The 21,501-nt window shown below is 47.1% G+C and carries 20 protein-coding genes and 2 pseudogenes; 4 read left to right on the top strand and 18 right to left on the bottom strand.

The window, feature by feature from the left end:
• The first annotated feature begins 2 nt into the window (after positions 1-2).
• Genes JCM23214_RS00500 through JCM23214_RS26355 form a run of 3 tightly spaced genes read left to right on the top strand, consistent with a single transcriptional unit; the run spans position 3 to position 1,419 of the window.
• Positions 3-575 carry a septation protein A gene (locus JCM23214_RS00500; RefSeq protein ID WP_025896937.1) on the top strand — a complete coding sequence of 191 codons (573 nt, stop codon included), beginning with the start codon at positions 3-5 and terminating at the stop codon, positions 573-575.
• A gap of 5 nt (positions 576-580) precedes the next feature.
• Positions 581-1,207: a heme-dependent oxidative N-demethylase subunit alpha family protein gene (locus JCM23214_RS00505; protein WP_025896939.1), complete on the top strand. Its 627-nt coding sequence runs from the start codon at positions 581-583 to the stop codon at positions 1,205-1,207.
• On the top strand, positions 1,138-1,419 hold the full coding sequence (locus JCM23214_RS26355) for a heme-dependent oxidative N-demethylase subunit alpha family protein (RefSeq protein ID WP_159104275.1): 282 nt from the start codon (positions 1,138-1,140) through the stop codon (positions 1,417-1,419). The genes JCM23214_RS00505 and JCM23214_RS26355 overlap by 70 nt, the downstream gene beginning before the upstream one ends.
• Here the strand turns inward: JCM23214_RS26355 and JCM23214_RS00510 are convergent.
• The 18 genes and pseudogenes from JCM23214_RS00510 to JCM23214_RS00595 all read right to left on the bottom strand — a co-directional run bounded on the left by JCM23214_RS00510 (position 1,416) and on the right by JCM23214_RS00595 (position 17,869).
• Positions 1,416-1,988, bottom strand: coding sequence for an NUDIX hydrolase (locus JCM23214_RS00510; protein ID WP_025896940.1), 573 nt, complete (start codon positions 1,986-1,988; stop codon positions 1,416-1,418). The two genes, JCM23214_RS26355 and JCM23214_RS00510, sit on opposite strands and share 4 nt — an antisense overlap.
• Positions 1,989-2,023: 35 nt before the next feature.
• Positions 2,024-2,212, bottom strand: coding sequence for a hypothetical protein (locus tag JCM23214_RS00515; protein ID WP_025896942.1), 189 nt, complete (start codon positions 2,210-2,212; stop codon positions 2,024-2,026).
• Positions 2,213-2,259: 47 nt separating this feature from the next.
• Entirely contained in the window at positions 2,260-3,639 is a 1,380-nt protein-coding gene (gene ccmI / locus JCM23214_RS00520) for a c-type cytochrome biogenesis protein CcmI (protein WP_025896943.1), read from the bottom strand.
• On the bottom strand, positions 3,636-4,151 hold the full coding sequence (locus tag JCM23214_RS00525; protein WP_025896945.1) for a cytochrome c-type biogenesis protein: 516 nt from the start codon (positions 4,149-4,151) through the stop codon (positions 3,636-3,638). The genes ccmI and JCM23214_RS00525 overlap by 4 nt, the downstream gene beginning before the upstream one ends.
• Positions 4,151-4,684: a DsbE family thiol:disulfide interchange protein gene (locus tag JCM23214_RS00530; protein WP_025896946.1), complete on the bottom strand. Its 534-nt coding sequence runs from the start codon at positions 4,682-4,684 to the stop codon at positions 4,151-4,153. The genes JCM23214_RS00525 and JCM23214_RS00530 overlap by 1 nt, the downstream gene beginning before the upstream one ends.
• Positions 4,681-6,665 (bottom strand): annotated as a pseudogene (locus JCM23214_RS26360) (heme lyase CcmF/NrfE family subunit). The gene JCM23214_RS00530 and the pseudogene JCM23214_RS26360 overlap by 4 nt, the downstream one beginning before the upstream one ends.
• On the bottom strand, positions 6,662-7,105 hold the full coding sequence (ccmE, locus tag JCM23214_RS00540) for a cytochrome c maturation protein CcmE (protein ID WP_025896947.1): 444 nt from the start codon (positions 7,103-7,105) through the stop codon (positions 6,662-6,664). The pseudogene JCM23214_RS26360 and the gene ccmE overlap by 4 nt, the downstream one beginning before the upstream one ends.
• Positions 7,102-7,296, bottom strand: coding sequence for a heme exporter protein CcmD (ccmD, locus tag JCM23214_RS22940; protein ID WP_025896948.1), 195 nt, complete (start codon positions 7,294-7,296; stop codon positions 7,102-7,104). Before ccmD ends, ccmE begins: the two co-directional genes overlap by 4 nt.
• Before the next feature lie 108 nt (positions 7,297-7,404).
• Positions 7,405-8,136: a heme ABC transporter permease gene (locus JCM23214_RS00550; protein WP_025896949.1), complete on the bottom strand. Its 732-nt coding sequence runs from the start codon at positions 8,134-8,136 to the stop codon at positions 7,405-7,407.
• Between the two features lie 36 nt (positions 8,137-8,172).
• Positions 8,173-8,838 (bottom strand): heme exporter protein CcmB, encoded by a 666-nt coding sequence (ccmB, locus tag JCM23214_RS00555; protein ID WP_025896951.1) that lies wholly within the window; start codon positions 8,836-8,838, stop codon positions 8,173-8,175.
• The gene (gene ccmA / locus JCM23214_RS00560; protein WP_025896952.1) at positions 8,835-9,455 is read right to left on the bottom strand and encodes a heme ABC exporter ATP-binding protein CcmA; all 621 of its coding nucleotides are present in this window, start codon (positions 9,453-9,455) and stop codon (positions 8,835-8,837) included. Before ccmA ends, ccmB begins: the two co-directional genes overlap by 4 nt.
• Positions 9,456-9,535: 80 nt before the next feature.
• The gene (locus JCM23214_RS00565; RefSeq protein WP_025896954.1) at positions 9,536-10,783 is read right to left on the bottom strand and encodes a phenylacetate--CoA ligase family protein; all 1,248 of its coding nucleotides are present in this window, start codon (positions 10,781-10,783) and stop codon (positions 9,536-9,538) included.
• Between the two features lie 43 nt (positions 10,784-10,826).
• A complete protein-coding gene (locus tag JCM23214_RS00570; protein ID WP_369405879.1) occupies positions 10,827-11,603 on the bottom strand; it encodes an ABC transporter ATP-binding protein in 777 nt (258 codons plus the stop codon).
• 73 nt (positions 11,604-11,676) lie between these two features.
• Positions 11,677-12,993, bottom strand: coding sequence for an ABC transporter substrate-binding protein (locus JCM23214_RS00575; RefSeq protein WP_025896956.1), 1,317 nt, complete (start codon positions 12,991-12,993; stop codon positions 11,677-11,679).
• Between the two features lie 109 nt (positions 12,994-13,102).
• A complete protein-coding gene (locus tag JCM23214_RS00580; RefSeq protein WP_025896958.1) occupies positions 13,103-14,188 on the bottom strand; it encodes a branched-chain amino acid ABC transporter permease in 1,086 nt (361 codons plus the stop codon).
• Between the two features lie 5 nt (positions 14,189-14,193).
• Positions 14,194-15,087: a branched-chain amino acid ABC transporter permease gene (locus JCM23214_RS00585; protein WP_025896960.1), complete on the bottom strand. Its 894-nt coding sequence runs from the start codon at positions 15,085-15,087 to the stop codon at positions 14,194-14,196.
• 21 nt (positions 15,088-15,108) lie between these two features.
• On the bottom strand, positions 15,109-15,900 hold the full coding sequence (locus JCM23214_RS00590) for an ABC transporter ATP-binding protein (RefSeq protein ID WP_025896961.1): 792 nt from the start codon (positions 15,898-15,900) through the stop codon (positions 15,109-15,111).
• Between the two features lie 19 nt (positions 15,901-15,919).
• Positions 15,920-17,869 carry an AMP-binding protein gene (locus JCM23214_RS00595; protein ID WP_025896962.1) on the bottom strand — a complete coding sequence of 650 codons (1,950 nt, stop codon included), beginning with the start codon at positions 17,867-17,869 and terminating at the stop codon, positions 15,920-15,922.
• 858 nt (positions 17,870-18,727) lie between these two features.
• Here JCM23214_RS00595 and acnA point away from each other — a divergent pair.
• A pseudogene (gene acnA / locus JCM23214_RS26365) lies at positions 18,728-21,420 on the top strand (aconitate hydratase AcnA).
• Positions 21,421-21,501: the final 81 nt, after the last annotated feature.

The following is a 21,501-nucleotide window of genomic DNA, read 5'->3' on the forward strand; positions in this document are numbered from 1 at the left end:
TTATGTCGACGCGTAAGATGCCTCAGTCGATCAAAACAGCAACAGAGCTCGGTCCTATCGTAATCTTCTTTGCTGCCTACTATCTCTATGATTTGTATGTCGCAACTGGTGCAATCATGGCGACCACATTGGGTTCGCTTATTGTATCCTACGCTTATGAAAAACGAATCCCGGCCATGCCATTGGTGACGGCGGTTGTTGTTACTATTTTCGGGGGCCTGACCCTATATCTGAATGATGATACTTTCATAAAAATGAAGCCAACGATCATCTATGCGTTATTTGCAGCAGCGTTAGCGGCGGGATTATTACTGGGCAAGTCATTTGTAAAAACGCTATTTGGTAATTTCTGGGATCTTTCTGACACCGGATGGCATCAATTGACAGTCCGACTGACACTGTTCTTCCTAAGTCTGGCTGTGGTTAATGAAATCGTCTGGCGTAACTTTTCCACCGACTTTTGGGTAAACGTAAAAGTGTTCGGCTTTACCGGCATAACTTTCGTATTTTTTATGGCTCAAGTCCCGTTGCTCACCAAGCACAGTACGAAAAGTGAAGACAGCCCAGAGGAATAAAGCAGGTGGCGCTTCCTTATTTTCCGCTTGAAGATGGAAACTTCAAACTGTCAATGGGCTTAAAACCAGCGCCGTCAGGAAGCTGGATTAAAGTAGATCACGACTATGAGCAGCAGATAAATATTCGAAGATCATTGCTTCAAAAGCAACGCTCTGATGTTTTTGCGTCGGTCAAAGACGCTTCGAAGGCGGAACATCGCGTCTGTCAGATGGTGCAAGAAACTTTAAAATTCCAGATGCCAAATCTGTCAAGCTTCAAGCCACTTGATGATGAAAATGACCTGGTAAAAGCAGCCAGCCTCATTCAGGAAGACCTCGTCATCATGCGTGAAGGTGAAAACGGATTTAATCTGATCTCCGCTGTTGTTTGCTTTCCGTCAGCCTGGAACTTAAAAACCAAGGTCGGGGAAAGCATAAGAAATATTCACGCCCCTGTGCCGGGTGTAAATAAACAAATCGGGCATTCGATTGATCTGTTTTTCAAAAACATGAAACAAGAAAAATTGGTCGAGCGTTTTAACTGGGGATTATATGATCGAGAGGACCTATTCCAGCCCGATTGGTGGCGCAGCTGCAAACGCCTGCAAAAATCACAAGACAAACAATTGGTTCCGGGATTTTCTTTCGTGTAGAACGGCAAACACTCCAACGTATTCAGGATACACAGGACGCATTGTTTACAATCCGTATCTACAACACCCCTCTTCAAGAAGTTGCACAAGATCCAATACGAGCGAGGCTTTTGTCCCGGCACATTTCAACCATGAGCAATGACTTTAAATCCTATAAATCAATCCTGAAATATGAAGACTTACTTCAAGAGTATTTGTGCAGACACTTTTAGTCCAAACTGCGTTTCATGATTTCAAAAGACCTTTGCTTTAGCTCGCCTTCAGCATTCCCAAAAGGTACGAATGACTTTTTATCTTTGATTTGATCGTAATGGTGCAACGCCCAGTATACTGTTGGAAATGCGAGCTCTTCCCATGGGATTTCAGTCCACTTAAACAACCCGACTTCCAATGATTCCGGGCCCGGAGATATTTCTTCGCTAACCAACTCAGCCCGATACATAAGCTGAACCTGACTAATATGAGTAATATTGTAGACACCAAGGAGATCGCGAATCCGAATATTGGCGTTAGCCTCCTCATAGGCTTCGCGGATTGCACCTTCTTCTGTGGTTTCTTTTTGTTCCATATAGCCGGCAGGCAAGGTCCAAAACTGTTTACGAGGATGAATTGCGCGGCGACACAACAAGAACCGATCTTCAAAAGTCACCACCGAACCAACAACTATTTTTGGGTTTACATAATGCACCCAACCACAATCTCTGCAGACATCCCGTTCAACATTATCGCCTTCCGGAATTTCACGCTTAAATCCATAATCTGAAGGGTTCGGGGATGTCACTGGCTGGTCCTGTGTTTTTCAATCCTGAAATTTGGTCAAACGTTTATATCTAGCGTTCTGCCGATACCACTAAAGGTCATGTCAGGGCGCTGGACACCAATCGCAGTGGGCCTATCCGGTTTTTGAACTTCCTTGATCTGCCTTGGATTGTTCTGATCACCTTGTGCATAAGTGCCCGCGGACATACTGACGCTATTTGATAAAGTCCCTGAAATTCTGACCATTTACTCCAAAACCCCCAATGCAGATTTCTATCCGCTTGTCCAATTTATCAATTTCGTGGGTTCTGGGAAAGGGACTTTATCGCTTCGGTCACATTTGCATGAAGTGTGCTATCTGTTGGTACCAGCTCCAACATCCTTTGCCAATGCAATTTAGCCTGTTTGGAGTTACCGGCCAATGCCTCACTTACACCAACATACCAATGCGCCTCCGCTACGCTATCATCAAGAGCAAGAACGCGGCGATAAATTTCAATAGCAGCTGTTGGCGGCTCTTTTGACTGATTGCCTCTGATCAATGACAAGGCTTGCATAACAAGCGGTTCAACATTTTGTGGCTGTAACCTTGCGGCCTGTTCATATGCACTGGCGGAAAGTTGAAATTTTTGCTGAGTAGCATACGCTTTTCCTAATCGCATCAACCCATCGAACTCTGGCGTCTCCCGCATACGCTCTGCAAGGCCGGCCACCATATTTTCAATCATTTCCTGACGATCAGCGGCACTCATTTCAGCTGCAGCTTCCATTTCCGCACGGGTTGGACCATTCCTCTCAACAGCAGTTGCATTGCTGGCAAGTAAATCCGAAATATCGCGGTCCAGCTCTTTGGCACTGCGCTCAATTCTCTCACGGAGCAGAGGCATAAATGGCGCATCGGAAGCACTATCCTGATAAAGTTCCATCCACTGTTCTAGTGCAGTTTCTAGGTTCCCATTCTGCGCTTCATAAACGGCGAGATAATAGCGCGCGCCGGGATGTAACGGATCGATTTGGTACGCCTTCTTGAAATTCTCTAGTGCGACTTCACTAACGGTACCACCTGCCAAATAATAAAAGTTTTCCGCGGCACCAACAAATAACTCCGCATCCTTGGGCGCCAGTCTGGTCGCCTGCAGGTAGGTCTTGGCTGCATCCTCAAATCTTTCCATCCGCGATAAAGTGCGGGCAAGCAATACCCAACCGTCAATATTTTCTGGGTTCTCCTGAAGTTTCTCAGCCAGTCTTTTGACCAAACTATTCAGATCCTGCCCCGCTAAATCTCTTTTTTCCTGGTCAATATTACGTTCGGCCAGCGGCTTTGACGGTAAATGCGGTGAACCTGTCATAAAATACAACGAGAAGCTTCCTACAAGCACAACAGATGCAATCGCAATTGCAAGGAGAAATTGAGGTCCACCGCTATAGGACTTCAGACTTCCTGACCGGCTTGCCTTCAATATCCGTCTTTGAACTTCAAGGCGGACTGGCTCAGCTTCTTCTTCACTCAAGACACCTCTGGAAATATCCGCATCCAGTTCTGCCAACTGTGATTTATAAACATCCAGTCCTTCTAACTTGTGATTTTCACCCTGGCCGCCTGGCCTAAAGAAGGGCAGCAGCAGGATAGTGAGCGCAATCAAACTAATGATAACGAGTACAACCCAAATCATTTTCGCCCCCCATCCTTGCCAGAACCCAACATTTTTTCGAGCTCCGCTTCCTCTTCCGGAGATAAAGGGGCTAGATTAGCGTTTTCAGCTGTAGGATTTTGCCTGCTACGCAAAAATCTCACGACAAAGACACCCCCAAGAACAAGGGCCACAAAAGGAAAGACCCACAACATAATTGTTCTCAACCGAAAAGGGGGGTTCAACAAAACCCAGTCACCATAACGCGACACAAGAAATTGACGAACTTCTTCATCGCTGTCGCCAGCGGAAATGCGCTCTCGCACAATGGATCGGAGATCTTTTGCTAGATCCGCGTTGCTATCCATAATGGACTGGTTTTGGCATACGAGACAGCGAATACCTTCCGCCAGATTTCGCGCCCGTTCTTCAAGCCTAGGATCATCCAAACGCTCTTCGACAAAGACGGCCTTCGCCTGCATATTCCAGAAAAACACCAGCGCAAATACCAAAGAAATTTGCCAGGCACCTGCTTTCCATTTAATCCAAGACATCACCCTTGCCTCTGTGCCAGCCGGGGTAATATCTTTTCTTTAAGATCCTTGTCCGTAATCGGCCCTATAATTTTGTCCAGTATTGTACCATCAGGCCCCATAATAAAGGTTTCGGGTACGCCATATACTCCAAAATCAATCCCAACTCTGCCTTTCAAATCCATACCGGTTCGTGTGTAGGGGTTACCGTGTTTGGCAAGCCATTCAGCAGCAGCGGTTGGTGTATCCTTATAATTAAGCCCATAAATTTCAACCTGTCCGTTCCGGCTTAAATCCATAAGAACCGGATGCTCCGCAAGACAGGCGACACACCACGACGCAAAAACATTCAGCAAAGTAATTTTGCCATCTTGCAGGTGAGCGGAAGAAAGATCATCTCCAAAACCTGGCACCGCTGATAGCGAAAACTCGGGCGCTTTTTTGTCAATTAATTCAGACGGAATCTCTGTCGGGTCTAAATAAAAAAGGGCATACAGCATCACCAGCGCGATTGCCGTAAATGTCAATATAGGTGCAAGAAACTTTACTTTCATCCGGCCGCTCCAACACCTGCAATGGGTTTTTTGGCTCCTCTGGCTGCGCCTATTCTAAAGCGCCGATCACTTAAGCTGAATAAGCCACCTATAAACATCACGATAGAGCCACCCCAGATCCAAGATACAAATGGCTTGTGATATATACGTGTTGCATAGCCGCCTTGACCATCTTCTTCACCAATCACAACATACAGATCTGCCGACAGCATCGGCCAAATTGCGGCTTCAGTCGTTTCCATCGGAGGGTTTTGATACACGCGTTGTTCCGGCTGCAATGTCACTATGTCATGACCATTTTTACTTGCCACAAATTTTCCGCGCAGAATATCGTAATTTGGCCCGACAGCTTTTTCTGCACCCTTAAAGGTAAATTCGTACCCACCAACAGTTGCCGTTTCACCTGTTTTCATCACGTCAAGACGTTCGCTTTGCCAGGCTTCTGACGCGGTAATACCCAGGATGATCATAGCGACACCCAAATGCGCAATAGACATGCCATAAGCACTACGAGGCAAGTTCTTCGCCCGTCGCATACTTTCCGAGACAGCCACTTTAAACAGCTTTATGCGCCCGGCCCACTCAATAAATACCGCCGCGGTCAACCAAGCGAAGAGACTCATCCCGACAAACGCCAAAATCGGCCCTTCATCAACTAGCCACCAAGTTATTCCCAAAACAAACAACACGAAAATCAAAGCGAATTTCAAGCGAGCAAAAACGCCGTTCAGGTCTGCGCGTTTCCAAGGTAAAAACGGTCCGACCGCCAACGCAACCACCAACGGGATGGCGAGAGGAAGAAACGTCGCATTAAAAAAGGGCGGTCCAACAGAAACCTTCGCCCCTGAAAACGCATCAAGGAACAAAGGATATAGCGTACCCAGAAGCACAGTTGCCGCCGCGGTTGATAATAACAGATTGTTCAGAACCAACGCCCCTTCACGGCTAATAGGCGCGAACAGTCCTCCCCCCTTCATATGAGGTGCCCTGACTGCGTAAAGGGTTAAGGAACCACCAACGACAACACACAAAAAGGCAAGAATGAAAACGCCACGGCTGGGTCAGTTGCAAACGCATGTACAGAATTTAGAACGCCGGATCTAACAAGGAAGGTCCCTAGGAGCGAAAAGCTGAACGCTATAATCGCCAACAAAATAGTCCAATTTTTCAGCGCATCCCTTTTTTCAACAACAATCGCTGAATGCAAGAGTGCAGTTGCGACCAACCAAGGCATAAAGGAAGCATTTTCGACCGGATCCCAAAACCACCAACCTCCCCAACCGAGTTCATAGTAGGCCCACCAGGAACCTAAAGCTATCCCGAGCGTTAAAAACCCCCATGCCGCCAAAGTCCAGGGACGCACCCAACGAGCCCAGGCCGGATCTACTTTGCCTTCAATCAATGCCGCAATGGCAAATGAAAAAGTAACGGAAAGCCCAACATAGCCCAGATACAGAAACGGTGGGTGAAATGCCAGACCCGGGTCTTGCAGAAGCGGATTTAACCCCCGCCCCTCAAAAGGTGCGGGATCGAGCCGCTCAAATGGATTTGAGGTAAACAGTATAAACAACAGGAAACCAAGACCAATCAGACCTTGAATAGATAACACTCTGGACTTCAAGGTAAGTGGAAGCTGTTGTCCGAATGCCGCCACAGCGAACCCAAACAGCGCTAATATCCAAGCCCATAGCAGCAACGAACCTTCGTGATTTCCCCAAACTCCACTGATTTTATAAAGGAGCGGTTTTAACGAATGAGAGTTTTCGGCCACATTCGCAACCGAAAAATCGCTTCCCAGATAGGCAATCGTGAGCGCAACAAAACTGATTGTCACGGCAATAAACTGGACAAGCGCCGCGCTGCTGGCAAAGCGCATTTGTATCAAGTTGCCACTACTTGCCCCGACAAGTGGAATACTTCCTTGCAATACTGATACAACAAGCGCAAGAAGCAATCCAAACTGACCAATTTCACCGATCATTCATCGCCCGCCTGTTCTTGCCAATGGCCCGCTTCTTTCAAACTTTCAGCGACCTCGGGCGGCATATAATTTTCATCATGTTTAGCCAGAACATTACTAGCAACAAAGGTACCGTTCTCATCAAATTGTCCTTCAGCTACGACCCCCTGCCCCTCACGAAACAAATCTGGGACAAGGCCCCGATACTTCACGGGAATACTCTCAGCCAGATCTGTCACATTAAAGGAAATATCAACACCCTGCTTTACATAACTTCCCTCTTCCACCAGTCCACCAAGACGAAATGTTCTTCCGGGCGGCACAGGTTTTTCAACAAGATCAGAAGGACTGTGAAAAAAGACCAGACTATCTTCAAAAGCGTTCAAGACAAGAGCGGCGGCTAGTCCCAAAATACCAACCGATAATAAGACGACAACCAGTCTGCGGCGTTTACGTGTCATTCTATTTCCTGTCGAATATTTCCTCGGCGGCGCGCATCTCGTCTAGCTTCCTCCAGAGGGGCCAGCTCACGCTCTATTTTCTTCAAGTTACGCAAACTGATAACCGTAAGCGTTACTAGCACCAGCGCCGAGACGCCATAAGACGCCCAGATAAAAACACCATATCCACCCATATGTAGAAAATCGCTCACGACCCAAAACCTGCTACCAGACCATTATTCAAATCAAACGTTATATAATCGTTCTTCCACTTATTTCAAAGAAACTGCTACGCAATGCGTCACAATGACGCGAAACCACTATTCCTGCAGCTTGTTCATCTGCAAAAGCCTTAACCGCCGCGCTAGTATTTCCGATTTAACGCGGACAATGAACAGGGACATAAACAAGCTCATATAGGCTGCAGCCATCACCAGTAGCGGAATAAGTATGGAGCTGTGTATCTTCGGTCCATCCATTGTGGCAACGCTGGCTGGCTGGTGTAGTGTATTCCACCAATCAACAGAAAACTTGATTATGGGAATATTGATCACCCCGACCAGTACAAGAATGGCTGCCGCTTTGGCCGCCTTGGAAGGGTCGTCAAAACTTTCCCATATGGCCATATATCCCAGATACAGGAAAAACAGAATGAGTACACTGGTTAGGCGTGCATCCCACACCCAATATGTACCCCACATCGGTTGCCCCCAAAGGGCGCCAGTTACCAACGCAAGGAAAGTAAAGCACGCTCCAATGGGCGCCGCCGCCTTGGCCGAAAGATCAGCTACAGGGTGCTTCCATATCAATCCCACAGCGGATGAAATTGCCATCATTGTGTAAATCGAAAGTGCCATCCAAGCAGCTGGCACATGAATAAACATAATTCTTACCGTATCACCTTGCTGATAATCCTCTGGCGATACAAAGAGCCCAAGATATAAACCTGCGATCAATAAAACGGCCGTGGAGATCGCAACCCACGGGAATATTGCACCCATGATCCGCAGGAAACGTGCGGGATTGGCATATCTATGTAGATCAATTGCCATGTCCGTTTAACTCTCTCTCATACAAACTCAGGCTTCCTATTCCACAGCCAGACGAAGCGCTGCTGCAGACGCAAATGGGCATAAAACCAACGCGCCCAATGTCAATCCGCCCAATAGCATCAAATGAGGGCTGATTGCCAACAGGGAAATTGCTGCCTCAACCGCTGCCACACCAAATATCAATACGGGAATATACAATGGCAGGATCATTAACGACAAGAGAACACCACCGCGACGCATTGCCACAGTAAGTGCAGCACCGATCGAACCGATTAAACTTAAAACCGGGGAACCAATTAGAAGCGAAAGCACCAAGACCCAAATCCCATCTGCCACGATATTAAAGGTAATCGCTAGAACTGGAGCGATTAAAATCAGTGGGAGCACTGAAGAGATCCAATGTGCTGCCACCTTGGCAAGGACCATTAATTCTAACGGCAATGGGCCTTTCATCAGTTGTTCTAGTGTGCCGTCCTCATAATCTGCCTGATATAATCGATCTAAAGTCAGCAAGCAGGACAGCAGCGCACCAACCCACAAAACACCAGGGCCAATTCTTGCAAGCACCGCCAACTCCGGCCCGACACCCAGTGGAAACAACGTCACTGCGATAATGAAAAAAGCAAGTGTCAGCGTGACAGCGCTCCCTTGTCGGTAAGCCAGGCGCAAGTCACGTTTCAGCAAGGCATAAAATGCGCTCATGACCCTGCCCCGGTATACTCATCCAGATTCAACAACTGAACATCATCAATTTCCAAATCCTGATGGGTTGCATAGAGCGCTAGTCCCCCATCTTCCAAATGAGCCCGTAAAAGATCGGTGAAAAGATCAATAAAGTGCACATCAAGCGAACTGATCGGTTCATCGAGAATCCAAATTTTGGAAGGGCAAGCAATTAACCTGGCCAGATTACTACGCTTTTTTTGCCCCGCTGAAAGTGAGCGAACTGGAAAATCAGCAATTTCTTCTATTTTAAATGCTTCAATGGCGGCTTCTATATTGTTCGGCCCCCGATATTTAGCCCAAAAAGAAAGATTTTCTCGAGGCGTCATGGACGTTTTCAAAGCATCCAGATGCCCTATATATTCGAAACGCTTCAGAAATTCCACCGGTTCATCCAACACATCTTTTTGTTGCCATGAGATCTGACCAGAAGCTGGTTTCAACAGTTGGGCTATTATCCGCAACAAACTCGACTTTCCAGTTCCATTGCGTCCCTTAACCCACAATGCCTGACCCGCTTTTACCGTGAAATTTACATCGCTAAAAATAATGCGTTCCTGACGAACACAGCCCAGATTTTCAACGATTAAGGTCATAAGCCCTACTTATTCAAACAAAAAAGGAACAATCACTGACTACAGGATTGTTCCTTTATTCGCAATATGATTACGTTAATCTATTCATATGTTCGCTGATCATCGATCACCTTGCCATCATTCACAAGAGAGCCGATTTCAACAAATTTCACATCCCCTTTTAGCTTGCAGAGATTTTGCAAGGTTGCGGCGACGTCTTTCTCCAACTCCTCAGATCCATTGGCCACCTCGCAGTGGAGCGTCATCTGATCCACATTATCTTTGCTTGTGACAACCAGCCGGACCTTTTTGATTTCATCATGTCGTTTCTGCACATCCACGACTGAGCCCGGATGAACAAACATCCCTTTGATCTTCGCCGTTTGGTCGGCACGGCCCATCCAGCCTTTGATGCGTGGCCCGGTGCGCCCACAAGCACTTTCACCGGGAAGAAACGCAGACATGTCACCAGTTCCAAAGCGGATCAACGGGTAGGTTTTATTAAATGTCGTGACAACAACTTCACCAACCTCACCAGGCGCAACCGGATCTCCTGTACCCGGGCGAACGATCTCAACTATGATGCCTTCATCTATGGTCATCCCTTCCATAGCTTCAGTTTCATAAGCAATCAAACCCAGGTCCGCAGTTCCATAGGACTGAATGACGGTTTGCATTCCCATATCTTTCAACTGCTGGCGTAACGATGGCGGCAATGCTTCCCCGCCAACACTCGCCACTTTCAGGGATGACATATCAGCGCCTGCTTCACGTCCTTTTTCAAGAAGGATTTTAAGGAATGATGGCGTTCCGACATAGGCTGTTGGCTTTAGCGTCTCAATGGCCTGCAATTGCATTTCGGTATTACCGATCCCGGCCGGAAATACCGGGCAACCAACTGCCCTCGCACCACTTTCCATCATATGTCCCGCTGGTGTCATATGATAGGAAAACGTATTATAGACTAGATCACCGGGGCGAAATCCGGCTGCCCACATGGCACGTCCCATGCGAAAATAATCATCAACATCCTGAGCTGGTTCAAAAATAGGCCCAGGGGACATAAACAGGTTTGACATCTGCCCAATTTCCACACCGTTCAATCCACCAAGAGGCGGTGCAGATTTTTGGGTTGCAACCAGATCAGATTTTCGAGTTACCGGCAAACTCGCCAAATCCTCAAGGCTTTGAATATCTGAAGGACTAACATCTTTCAGCAAATCACCGAAATAAGTTGAATTTTCTTTGGCATGTGCGATTTGCGCCTGAAGCTGTTGCAGCTGGTCTTCTTGGCGCTGATCAGCTGATCGAGTTTCTAGCTCGTCATAAAATTTACCGGTTCTGGGCATTATTTTTCTCAGATTTATTCAGAAGTATGGAAAGGAAGCGTTTTTAAGCCAACCAACGTTTACGACGACGATAATGCTTCACATCACGGAAACTTTTGCGGCCATCACCACCAAGTCCGAGATAAAATTCTTTCACATCTTCATTATTGGACAGGTCTTTTGCCGCCCCATCCATCACCACACGGCCATTTTCAAGAATGTAACCATAGTGCGCATATTTCAGCGCAATTGTAGCATTCTGTTCAGCAACAAGGAAGCTAACACCGGTCTCCTCGTTCAAGCGCTTCACAATCTCGAAAATCTCCTCAACCAACTGAGGAGCCAGCCCCATGGACGGCTCATCAAGCAAGATGAGATTTGGCTCAGCCATCAAAGCACGACCAACGGCGACCATTTGCTGTTCACCGCCTGAAATATATCCAGCTAGTGAGGTACGGCGTTCCTTAAGGCGCGGGAAGTAATGATATACTTTTTCCAACTCCTTGTTGATCATGGCCTTTCCGCCTTTACGCGTGTAGGCACCTGTCATCAGATTTTCTTCAACGGTCAAATGTTCAAAACAATGCCGTCCTTCCATAACCTGAACAACACCTTCAGTTACAAGTTCTGCAGGGGATTTTTCAGTTATGTTATTACCACGATATTCGATCGACCCCTTCGTCACCTCCCCACGCTCAGAGCGGAGGAGGTTCGAAATGGCTTTCAAAGAAGTAGTCTTGCCTGCGCCATTGGCTCCCAAGATGGAAACAATGCTTCCTTCGGGGACCTCCAGCGAGACCCCTTTCAAGACAAGGATAACATGGTCATAAATGACCTCGATATTATTGACCTGAGAAGGGGATTGCTTGACGCGTTCATTGGCAAGACTTCCTTTGTCAGTTTTACTATCCAGCTTAGCTGCAGCTAGCTGGTTCAAGACCTTTTTCTTTTAGGTAGTTCTCTGCAGATTCTTTCATTGCAGGGAGTACCAGCTCATTCATCGGTGTAATTTTGTCAGAAACGATATTCCATTTCTTTCCATCCCATTGCTGGATCTGGAATTCACCACCACCGATATGGTCTTCACAAGTTGGTGAAATGGAAGGACCCATTCCGGCAACACCCAGCTTTTCAGCCATTGCTGCATCCATCTTCATATTCTCAAGACCCCAACGCAATTGCTCGGAAGTAATGGCTTTAACACCGTATTTTTCCTGCGCGGTCAAAATACCTGCATGGATAAAGACCTGAGTGAGGACAGCACGGTTGTATAGCACCTGCCCAACATTTTCTTCACCAGACCCGTTACCTTTGCCATAAACATGAGTCATGATGTCTTTAATGACAGGAAACTCCTTGCCCGCGGCTGAGAAGGTAGCGCTCTTGTAACCAACAGCGGCATCACCTGCGGGAACGGTATCCTGTTCAGCACCTGACCACCAGTTTCCGATGAAGTTCTCGGCAGGGAAGCGGATTTTAGCTGCTTCTTTGATAGCAGTAGCGTTCATAGCACCCCAGCCCCACATGACAATATAGTCAGGTTTTGCACGGCGGATCTGCAACCAAGTCGCTTTCTGCTCAATACCCGGGAATACGACTGGGTACTGCTTCAACGTGAAACCAAATTTCTCTGACAGAGTTTCCATAATCGGAATGGATTCCTTGCCATACGCGATATCCAGATAGACGAGCGCGATAGTTTTATCTTTCAGGTTGTCCAGACCACCGATTTGGTCACCAATATACTTAACGATACCTGTTGCCTGACCCCAGTAGTTGGTCATCAATGGGAAAACCCATGGGAAAGCAGTTCCGATACCCGCGTCAGCACGACCATAACCCATTGTCATCAATGGAATTTTATCTGTACGTGTACGATCTGCCAGCGCGTAGGTAACACCAGTAGAATATGGCTGATAAATCAACGCACCGTTGTTTTTGTTTTTGGTCCGCTCATAGCATTCCACACCACGGTCAGTGTTGTAACCGAACTCGCATTCCTCAACGATCACTTTGGCGCCATTCACACCGCCATCGCGCTCATTAATCATCGCCCAGTAATCAACCGCCCCATTGGCTGTCGGCACACCACCTGGTGCAAATGGACCTGTACGGTAAACCAGTTTTGGCAGATAAAGTGTATCTTCCGCAAAAGCTGGCGCTGGTGCAGTAAACGGTGCAGCCAAAACTGCTGCTCCCAAAGCACCGAGTACAAATTTCTTCAAACTCATATTTTCCTCCCAGAGTTACCCTTGTTAATTCACGGAATATTCCGCCAAGAGAGTGAATTCCATTACCACTAAGGCAATACAGATACTCTGACCGCCTTTTGGAAACAGATCAATATGGAAACGGCCAGGTTCTCAGTTTCTCCTTACCGATGGTCCATAGTCTTGCAAGCCCGTGCGGCTCCACAATCAAGAAAAAGATAATCAGGACACCAAACACCATGAATTCCAGGTGAGCAACCATGTCAACGCCAATATTCCAACCAATCATAGGGGGAACGTTATTCAGGAAAATTGGCAAAAGCATGATGAAAGCAGCCCCAATGAAGGACCCAAGGATACTGCCCATACCGCCAATAATCACCATGAACAGAATGGCGAAAGAACGATTGATGCCAAACGCCTCTGGCTCAACAGTGCCCAAATGCACGAAAGCCCAAAGTGCACCGGCTACGCCGCAGAAAAATGAACTCACCGCAAAGGCAGATAACTTTGTCTGAAGGGGTTTAAAGCCGATAATTTCAGCAGCAATATCCATATCGCGAATAGCCATCCAACCACGTCCGATGTGGCTTCTCACCAGATTCTTGGCTGCCAATGCAAGGATTGCAACAAACGTTAGGGTGAATAGGTACTTTTCAGCCGCTGTATCAAACTCATACCCCATAATGATGAGCGGAGGTGCTGTAATCACGCCTGAAGGACTGTAGTTTGTAAACCAGCCAACTTTAATAAACACCCACTCGATAAAGAACTGAGCCGCCAATGTCGCAACCGCCAGATAAAAGCCCTTAATGCGCAAACTGGGAATACCAAACATAATACCAACCAGCGCAGCCATGACACCAGACAGTAATATTGTAATGACCAGAGGCATTGTCCCTTCAAAGCCACCGAAAGTGAAGGTGAAGGTAGCAAATTTATAGGCAGCAAACGCACCAACCGCCATAAACCCGCCTGTACCCAATGAAATCTGCCCGGCATATCCTGTGAGGATATTCAGACCAATTGCAGCAAGAGCAAGGATAAGGAACGGCGTCATAATCGCGCCAATGAAATAATCTCCTGTGAACAGGGGAATTCCCACAAAGGCTATTAAAAGAATAATGCCCATGCCGATGCGATCCTGCAGGATCGGGAATATTGCCTGATCTTCCTTGTAGGAGGACTTGAACTGTCCAGCTTCACGATAAAACATATGCCCTAAACCCTCTCAATAATCTTTTCGCCGAACAATCCTTGAGGACGGAACAGCAGGAATACCATCGCCAACATATAGGCAAACCAGTTTTCAATCGCGCCGCCGACCAAGTCGCCAACGTAAATTTCCGCCAGCTTCTCACCAGCACCAATAATCAGTCCACCAACAATCGCACCGGGAATTGAAGTAAATCCACCCAGCATCAATACAGGCAACGCTTTCAAGGCAATCAGGCTCAAGCTGAACTGAACCCCGAGTTTGGATCCCCACATGATCCCGGCAACAAGACCCACGAGACCCGCAACAGTCCAGACAACGATCCAGATATAACGCAAGGAAATTCCAACGGACATGGCCGCCTGATGATCATCAGCAACAGCACGAAGCGCACGACCGATTTTGGTCTTATTGAAGAAGATAGCCAGAATGATAACCAGCGCACCTGCCGTCAGACCTGCCACCAGCTCCAATTGATCAATAAAAACGCCGCCGACATCAAATGCCCCATTTGGCAGTCCGATATCGAGGATTTTAATGTCACTTCCCCAAATTGTCTGGCCAAAACCATCTAGGAAGAACGTCACACCAATAGTGGCCATGAAAAGAATGATCGGCTCCTGATTGACCAGCTTACCAAGTACAAACTTCTCAACACACCAGGCGAGGGCGATCATAATACCCACGGTGATAATAAAGGCTATGGTCCAGTGAACGCCGAGCATTTCCTGCACACCCACAAGGCTGAGGGCCGCAAAAAGCATCATCGCGCCTTGCGCAAAGTTAAAAACGCCAGAGGCCTTGAAGATCAAAACAAAACCCAATGCTACCAGCGAATAAAGAGCACCTGTCAGCAATCCACTCAACAGGACCTCAACGAAGAACAAAAAGTCCAGCATAATAAAAACTCCTGTCTGGGATTAATGACCGCCGCCAAGATAGGCGTCGATAACTTTCTGATTGGATCGAACTTCTTCTGGAAGCCCATCCCCAATTTTCCCGCCATAATCCAGCACCATGACGCGATCAGAAATATCCATGACCACGCCCATATCGTGCTCGATCAGACAAATTGTGGTTCCAAATTCATCATTCACATCAAGAATGAAACGGCACATGTCTTCCTTTTCTTCAAGGTTCATGCCCGCCATAGGCTCATCAAGCAACAATAGCTCTGGTTCTGCAGCCAATGCTCTGCCAAGCTCAACACGTTTCTGAAGACCGTAAGGCAAGCGGCCAACCGGGGTCTTGCGAATTGCTTCAATCTCAAGAAAATCAATTATGTCTTCAACATAACGGCGATGCTCCAGCTCTTCTTTCTGGGCGCTCCCCCACCACAACATCGAAGAAAACAGGCCTGATTTCATTTTCAGATTACGGCCTGTCATAATGTTGTCGAGCGTGGTCATCCCCCGAAAGAGTGCAACGTTCTGAAACGTACGGGCAATACCCTGCGCCGCAGCCTCATAGGGCTTCATCTGGGATCGCTTCTGCCCTTTATAGGTAATCGTACCCTGCTGGGGGTGATAAAATCCGTTGATGCAATTCAGCATGGATGTCTTACCGGCACCGTTAGGCCCGATAATCGCCCGGATCTCCCCCTTCTTAATGTCAAAGCTTACATCCGAAATTGCCCGGACTGCACCGAAAGAGAGGCTGATATCCTCAACTTCCAGCAAAACCTCGCCCGGATTTACAGTTTGTTCAGTCATTTAAGTGTTACTCCCGGGTTTACGAAGCGGCACGCATTGCCGGATAGGTTGTCGCGTCTGCTATTTTAACTGTTGCTTTAAGTTGACCCTTACGGCCATCTTCAAATGTCATTTCAGACTGAATATCTGCAACCGACACATCACTAAACAGGGCAGTAATAAGGGGCTCATATCGCTCAGCAATAATGCGTCTGCGAACTTTCCGAGTCCTTGTCAGCTCACCATCATCCGCATCCAACGCTTTTGGCAGCACCAGAAAACGACTGATTTGAGCGCCCGCCAACTCGCTATCGATGGCAAGATCCTGGTTCACTTGCTCGACACACTCTTTGATTTGCGCATATACCTCGTCGCGGTTCGCCAGATCCTGATAGGATGCATAGGAAATACCGCGTCGTTCTGCCCAGTTGCCAACAGCCTCAAGATCGATGTTAATAAATGCTGTTACGGTTTCCTTGTCATTTCCATGACAAACTGCTTCCGAAATAAACGGGAAAAACTTCAGTTTATTTTCAATATATTGAGGCGCAAAAAGCGTTCCGTCCCGCAATTTGCCCACATCTTTCGCGCGATCAATGATTTTAAGCTGACCATCATCTGTCATAATACCGGCATCACCCGTGTGCACCCAGCCGGTTTCTGTCTTGGTTTCTTTAGTCGCTTCCTCATTCTTGTAATAGCCGACGAAAGCACCGGGGCTTTTGTACAGAACTTCACCGGTCGCTTCATCAATCATAATTTCACAACCTGGCGCTGGCGGCCCAACTGTATCAGGGCGAACGTCCTTGTCATTCTGTATGCAGACATACGCGCAACTTTCTGTTTGCCCATAAAGCTGCTTTAAGTTCACACCAAGAGAACGATAGAACTTGAACACCTCAGGCCCCATTGGCGCACCCGCAGTATAAGCAACACGAATTTGGCTAAACCCCAGAGTGTTTTTTAAAGGACCATAAATCAACGCATTACCCAGCGCATATTTAAGCCGATCCATCAGTGGAACTGGTTTACCTTCAAGGATTTCCACTCCACACTTCTTCGCGACGTCGATGAAATAATGGAAGAGCTTTTGTTTGATTTTGCTGGCATCCTCAATTCGGATCATCATCTGCGTCAGCATATTTTCAAATATTGCTGGTGGTGCGAAATAATATGTAGGTCCGATTTCACGCAAATCCGTCAAAACTGTTTCAGCATTCTCAGGGCAGTTTACTGAAAAACCAGCAGTTGCAGCTTGCGAATAAGAGAACAGGTGATCGCCCACCCATGCCATCGGCAGATAGGACAGCACCTTATCTTTTTCGGTCAAATTCTCGAACTCAACGGACAGGCGCCCGGCCTCCACCATGTTCCGAAAACTCAGCATCACACCTTTTGGGCGACCCGTCGTACCGGATGTGTACAACAGAGTCGCGATATCATCAGATACCGCCTTATCACACTCTGCATCGAAAAAATCAGGTGACTTGGCGTCTAAAGCCTGCCCAATTTCCTGCACCTCTGTGTAGGATTTGATAAATGGCTGCTTATAATGACGCATGCCTCTCGGCTCTTTATAAATGATATATTTGATCGTTGGGCATTGATCCATGATAGACAGGACCTTGTCCACCTGCTCCTGATCTTCAACTACAACAACCTTTGCCTCTGCGTGAGCCAACACATACTGGATTTCGTCAGCCACACCATCTTGATAAAGTGGGACCGGCAACGCGCCAATTGACTGGGTTGCGGAAAACACCCAATAAAGTTGCGGGCGATTTGATCCAATGATCGCAACGGCATCACCACGCGTGACCCCCAACTCGACCAGACCCAGACCAAATGACCGTGAATTATCATACACATCTTTCCAGCTATAAGTCTGCCAAATGCCAAACTCTTTTTCTCTGTAGGCTGGAACATCCGGACGCTCCTTAGCATTCCTGCGGATCAGCTTTGGAAACGTATCAAGCGCTGTATTTGTCATAGGCTCCCTGCATCCTTAACAAACGAGACATCAACCAAAACCGCTGACGCCTTAGTAAATATTATTAATTCAGGGAAATGAGCTTTTTATAGCCATACGACACCGGCTGCGCTCCAGACACACTTGTCCTTCACACTGTCACGCTTTTCTCCCTGTGATGCGGCCTTTTTGACCATCTTATTATTGGGCTTCTTTTTGAGCCGTTATTGATTGCATACCCACTTATCACATTAAAGGTCAAGTGAAAACGATTTTTGACTTAAAATTTATGGAAAAAATCAGGAAATACGTAAAATATAATAAATATAAGAAAAAAACAAACATTTGTATTGTAAGTAAAAATTACAAACAAATTCTCGCAAATGCAATAACAAAGTCAATTTAACTAAAACCAAAATTTCATTTCTTTGTATACTAACTTGTTTTTTATACGAGTATTTTTATATGTTCTATTTTTTACTTAAAATTACTTTATTTAAAAACAGGAAGAATGATCGGGAGAACGTTTTCATTAATTACTAAAAAATACTACTACAAGGTAACTATCCAAAAACGCTCTAAAATTTTGCGAAATTTTATTCCCGCCATAACATGCTCCCAATCTGGTCCAATGCATTTAAAGGGGAATTTCCCGCTATCGATAGTTTAAATTGCTGTTAGCGATTCACATAATTCAAATCACATTATTAAATAAGCTTGATCGAACTCTCTACTTCTGGAAAACAGGACAACACCGCATATATAGTGAATGCAAGCATTAGAAAAAGACGACAATTGAGACTAATTGAGCGTGAAGTGAGCGTTAAAAAATTGATCTGACCCCATAAGCCTTCATTTCACCCAGACACAAGGAGCGATATTTTGACGACAACCGGCCATGACAGTCTACAAACCCGGCGTTCTCTTGAAGTCGGAGGAAGAACATATGAGTACTACAGCATCCGGGCCGCCGAAGAAGCTGGCTTGGGGGACATGTCGAGACTGCCATTTTCACTAAAGGTGCTACTTGAAAATCTGCTTCGCCATGAAGATGGACGGTCAGTTACAACAGACGACATCAATGCGCTTGCCGGTTGGCTAAAAGCAAAAAAAGCAGACCGGGAAATTACATACCGCCCTGCCCGCGTACTCATGCAGGACTTTACCGGTGTTCCAGCCGTAGTTGACTTGGCTGCAATGCGCGATGCCATGGTCAAACTGGGTGGAGATCCAAACAAAATCAATCCACTCGCCCAGTGTGATCTGGTAATTGATCACTCCGTCATGGTAGACAAATTCGGATCTGCCAGCGCGTTTCGCGAAAATGTCGAACTGGAAATGGAACGTAATGAAGAACGATACGCTTTCCTTCGGTGGGGACAGAAGGCATTTAATAATTTCCGCGTTGTCCCGCCGGGAACCGGTATCTGCCATCAGGTCAACCTTGAATATCTGGCCCAGACTGTTTGGACTACGAAAGACCAGAACGGCAAGGATATCGCCTACCCCGACACACTAGTCGGCACCGACAGTCACACCACCATGATCAATGGATTAGCGGTTCTGGGATGGGGTGTTGGGGGCATTGAAGCAGAAGCGGTTATGCTCGGGCAGCCCATATCCATGCTTATTCCCGAAGTGGTCGGCTTCAGACTGGATGGCAAACTCAAAGAGGGCACAACAACAACTGATCTGGTACTCACCGTCACTCAGATGCTCCGCGAGCATGGTGTCGTTGGCAAATTTGTTGAGTTTTACGGGCCAGGGCTCGACCAATTGTCACTTGCAGATCGCGCGACGATTTCAAATATGGCTCCGGAGTACGGGGCTACATGTGGCTTTTTCCCGATTGACCGTGAGACAATAGATTTTCTATCCTTTACAGCCCGCAATCCAGAACGCGTTGCTCTGGTTGAAAGTTACGCTAAAGCCCAAGGCATGTGGCGCGATAGTGAAACACCAGACCCTGAATTCACTTCGACACTATCGCTGGACGTCTCAACAGTGGAACCCAGCCTTGCCGGCCCTAAACGTCCGCAGGATAGAGTGCTCCTCTCCAAGGCTTCCTCAGAATTCGTCAGCGCACTCCCCTCTCTTGCGGTAGAGACGACGAACTGGACAAACGAGTGCCGGTTAAAGGCGCTGATTATAGCCTAGGAAACGGTGATGTTATCATCGCTGCAATTACGTCCTGCACAAATACATCTAACCCCAGCGTGATGCTGGCTGCTGGACTGGTCGCTCGCAACGCACGTGCGCGAGGGCTGACCGTAAAACCATGGGTGAAAACTTCTCTGGCTCCAGGTTCAAAAGTTGTGACAGATTACCTTGTGAAAGCGGGACTGCAAGATGATCTTGATGCACTGGGCTTCAATCTTGTGGGTTATGGTTGCACAACCTGTATAGGCAACTCAGGTCCTGTAGCAGAACCTATTGCAAACGCCATCGCCGAAGGCGAACTTGTTGCCTGTTCAGTTCTTTCGGGAAATCGCAATTTTGAAGGGCGAGTTAGCCCAAATGCCAAGGCTAATTATCTTGCATCACCCCCTCTTGTTGTTGCCTATGCAATAGCAGGCTCCATGAATATCGACATTACAAAAGATCCCATCGCGCAGGATGCAGATGGCAAGGATGTTTATCTAAAGGATATCTGGCCAACTAATCAGGAAGTCACTGAAACCGTTCGGGCTACAGTCGATAGTCAAATGTTTGCGACCCAGTATGCAAACGTATTTTCAGGTGACGCCGATTGGCAGAATATCAAAACCGCAGAAGGACAAACTTACGCTTGGAATCCGGCTTCTACATACGTGCAACACCCGCCCTATTTTGAAGGAATGCAAAAAGAGGCTGGCGGGTTTAGCGACATTAAAGGAGCGCGAATTCTCGCATTATTGGGCGATTCCGTAACAACAGATCATATTTCACCTGCAGGCGCAATAAAAGCCGACAGCCCTGCTGGTGAATATCTGAAAAGTCATCAGGTTGAAGTCAAGGATTTCAATTCTTATGGCTCTCGCCGCGGCAATCATGAGGTTATGATGCGCGGTACATTTGCCAATATTCGATTACGCAATGAACTCGCTCCGGGAACAGAAGGTGGAGTTACGCGCCATATGCCGGATGGCAATCAGGTATGGATATTTGATGCCTCGATGAAATACCAACGCGAAGGTGTGCCACTTGTTGTCATTGCGGGAAAGGAGTATGGCACTGGCTCGAGCCGCGACTGGGCAGCTAAAGGAACCCGCTTGCTCGGGATAAAAGCAGTTATTGCCGAAAGCTTTGAACGAATTCACAGGTCCAATCTGGTCGGTATGGGCATACTACCTTTGCAATTTCCAGAGGGTGTGACCCGTAAGACCCTGAAACTTGATGGGTCAGAAAAAGTGAGCATTACGAGCATAGCGAACGGAATATCACCGCGCATGACTATTCCGTGTTCAATCACACGACAGGATGGAAGCATTGAAAACATCAGCCTGCTGTGCCGTATAGATACGGAAGATGAAGTGGAATATTACCGACACGAAGGTATCTTGCAGTATGTCTTGAGAAATCTCTCTGCTTAAAGCTTTAATCAAGCAGGGATCTACGAATAACGCTTGCGAACAAACTGGCGCTCAATACTGATCACTGAAGCTTGAATTGCG

This window comes from Sneathiella glossodoripedis JCM 23214, from assembly GCF_000616095.1.
In the GTDB taxonomy this organism is placed as follows: domain Bacteria; phylum Pseudomonadota; class Alphaproteobacteria; order Sneathiellales; family Sneathiellaceae; genus Sneathiella; species Sneathiella glossodoripedis.

Excerpts from the sequence above, each read along its gene's own strand:
- JCM23214_RS00500 (WP_025896937.1), top strand. The coding sequence starts at position 3 with ATGTCGACGCGTAAGATGCCTCAGTCGATCAAAACAGCAACAGAGCTC.
- JCM23214_RS00515 (WP_025896942.1), bottom strand. The coding sequence starts at position 2,212 with ATGGTCAGAATTTCAGGGACTTTATCAAATAGCGTCAGTATGTCCGCG.
- ccmI (WP_025896943.1), bottom strand. The coding sequence starts at position 3,639 with ATGATTTGGGTTGTACTCGTTATCATTAGTTTGATTGCGCTCACTATC.
- JCM23214_RS00525 (WP_025896945.1), bottom strand. The coding sequence starts at position 4,151 with ATGTCTTGGATTAAATGGAAAGCAGGTGCCTGGCAAATTTCTTTGGTA.
- JCM23214_RS00530 (WP_025896946.1), bottom strand. The coding sequence starts at position 4,684 with ATGAAAGTAAAGTTTCTTGCACCTATATTGACATTTACGGCAATCGCG.
- ccmE (WP_025896947.1), bottom strand. The coding sequence starts at position 7,105 with ATGACACGTAAACGCCGCAGACTGGTTGTCGTCTTATTATCGGTTGGT.
- JCM23214_RS00550 (WP_025896949.1), bottom strand. The coding sequence starts at position 8,136 with ATGGCAATTGATCTACATAGATATGCCAATCCCGCACGTTTCCTGCGG.
- ccmB (WP_025896951.1), bottom strand. The coding sequence starts at position 8,838 with ATGAGCGCATTTTATGCCTTGCTGAAACGTGACTTGCGCCTGGCTTAC.
- ccmA (WP_025896952.1), bottom strand. The coding sequence starts at position 9,455 with ATGACCTTAATCGTTGAAAATCTGGGCTGTGTTCGTCAGGAACGCATT.
- JCM23214_RS00565 (WP_025896954.1), bottom strand. The coding sequence starts at position 10,783 with ATGCCCAGAACCGGTAAATTTTATGACGAGCTAGAAACTCGATCAGCT.
- JCM23214_RS00575 (WP_025896956.1), bottom strand. The coding sequence starts at position 12,993 with ATGAGTTTGAAGAAATTTGTACTCGGTGCTTTGGGAGCAGCAGTTTTG.
- JCM23214_RS00580 (WP_025896958.1), bottom strand. The coding sequence starts at position 14,188 with ATGTTTTATCGTGAAGCTGGACAGTTCAAGTCCTCCTACAAGGAAGAT.
- JCM23214_RS00585 (WP_025896960.1), bottom strand. The coding sequence starts at position 15,087 with ATGCTGGACTTTTTGTTCTTCGTTGAGGTCCTGTTGAGTGGATTGCTG.
- JCM23214_RS00590 (WP_025896961.1), bottom strand. The coding sequence starts at position 15,900 with ATGACTGAACAAACTGTAAATCCGGGCGAGGTTTTGCTGGAAGTTGAG.
- JCM23214_RS00595 (WP_025896962.1), bottom strand. The coding sequence starts at position 17,869 with ATGACAAATACAGCGCTTGATACGTTTCCAAAGCTGATCCGCAGGAAT.